1 protein-coding gene and 1 pseudogene are annotated in these 1,742 nt (G+C 30.0%); both read right to left on the bottom strand.

Annotated elements, in window-relative coordinates; all coding sequences use genetic code 11:
* Positions 1–277 precede the first annotated feature (277 nt).
* Positions 278–745, bottom strand: coding sequence for a DUF5675 family protein (locus tag L8W69_RS09080; protein ID WP_263666977.1), 468 nt, complete (start codon positions 743–745; stop codon positions 278–280).
* Positions 746–1,742: pseudogene (locus L8W69_RS09075) on the bottom strand (hypothetical protein); the annotation flags it as partial.

The raw sequence follows: 1,742 nt of genomic DNA, 5'->3' as shown, positions 1-1,742 counted from the left end.
ATATAAAGCTTTGTATTTTTAAATAAAAGATTTATCATTTCTTATTTTAGAAGTTTAAGTAAGATTTGAGTATAATTTCAAAGGGTGGAACACCAAAGGTGGCCGCCTTTGGTGTTAATCAACACTCAGTTAGGTGGTGATTAAATTGAACCATAAAATTCTAGTAATAATTATACTACTTTGTATAATTATAGTCAAGGCTTATTAGCTTTGATTTCCCCTTTAAAAAGGGGAGCTAGAATACCACCTTTGGCCTACTTAAACTTTTATCTCCTTTCTAAAATTTATTCGTGATTTCTAATTTTATATTTGATAAATCTTGCTGATATAACAAGTCATATAATTTTTTACAAGCTTGTCTACTTTGACCTATACTTTCATCACTCTTAGTTAAACCTAGCAAAATACAACCTTCTGTATCTTTGTCAGTGTTTCCCCAATGCAACAAAATGTGTCTATCAAAAGGCACATCATCGTTGTAGATATTTACAACACTATCATCATCATTTAAAACTTTAACTCCTGCTACTACCCTTTTGCCTTTATCATTAAAACTAGATAGCGTATGTCTTTTTAGATTATAAACTCCAGCAGGAACTCTTAAGTCTTTTTCTCTTTCAATCCCTTCTTTATCTTCTTCCAAAGAAAAACACTCAAAAAGAATATTTTCTTTTTCATCTAAGACTTTAAACTCTCCTATGACACAAGTATTTCTTAAATACTTTCTAGTTAATTTTAGTTTCATTTATTCTCCTTTTGGTGTAATTAAAAACAAATTTGCATATCTCCCATAATCTTTATAAAGATTGTTTTTATCATTGTTTGTATTTGTTTGATTATTGAACTCAGCTTGAGTTGCATTTTCAAAAATATATCCAGCGTGATTTTCATTTTCTTTGGCAGTGCCAAAAGGTGGTAAAACTTGAACTTCATAAGGAATAATCTCTTTAATTACATCAGCTTTTGCGATAATCTTTTCAACACTTAAACTATGTATATAAACTTGTCCATAATACCCAGTGCCTCTTGCAAAAAATTTATTAGGAACTTCATCGTTAAAAAGCATGATTTCTACCTCATACTCTCCATTTGAATTCCATAAGCTACAAGTTGTCCAAGATTGACCACTTGCAGCAGTATTGTCAAAATTAAAATAACGCATTAAAGATTGATGGATATTATGAGTAGATCTATAAATACCAGTTGTTTTAATTTTTCCTAAAACTTCATCTTTAGTTAATACTTGAGAAAGACAATCTATTCTTTGTGGTTGTGCGGCATTAGAAGTTCCACCTAAACCACTTTTTTGTATAATAAAATTACCTTCATCATAATTTGTGCTTAAACTCTCATCAAGTTTTACAGTATGAGCAAAGCCGTTAGAAAAAGCAAATAACACATCACTCAAACAACCACCATATTGCCCTGATAAAGTTCGGACTTTAAATTTTATTTTTGTATATTCTTCATTAGCTAACTTTTTCTTAGAAAACAAATCAAGCCATACTGAACCTTTTCCTTGATTTCTTATGCATAAATAAATAGTAGAGCTTTCCTCGTTAACATAATTTATTAGTGTTCCAACTTCAGCTTTTATATCAGGATTTGGCAACTCATAAGAAGTGATAAAACCTGCATCTTTTTGTGGTAGATTACTTACAATTTCTTCCACTATAGGCTGTAATTCTTCTTTGGAAACACCTTCGCCTTTTAAAGAAGCTAAAAACTCATCTTCACTTTTT

This window comes from Campylobacter sp. CNRCH_2016_3089, from assembly GCF_025772505.1.
Classification (GTDB): domain Bacteria; phylum Campylobacterota; class Campylobacteria; order Campylobacterales; family Campylobacteraceae; genus Campylobacter_D; species Campylobacter_D lari_D.
The sequence above is the reverse complement of the archived record's forward strand: the minus strand, read 5'-3'. Positions and strand labels throughout refer to the sequence as shown.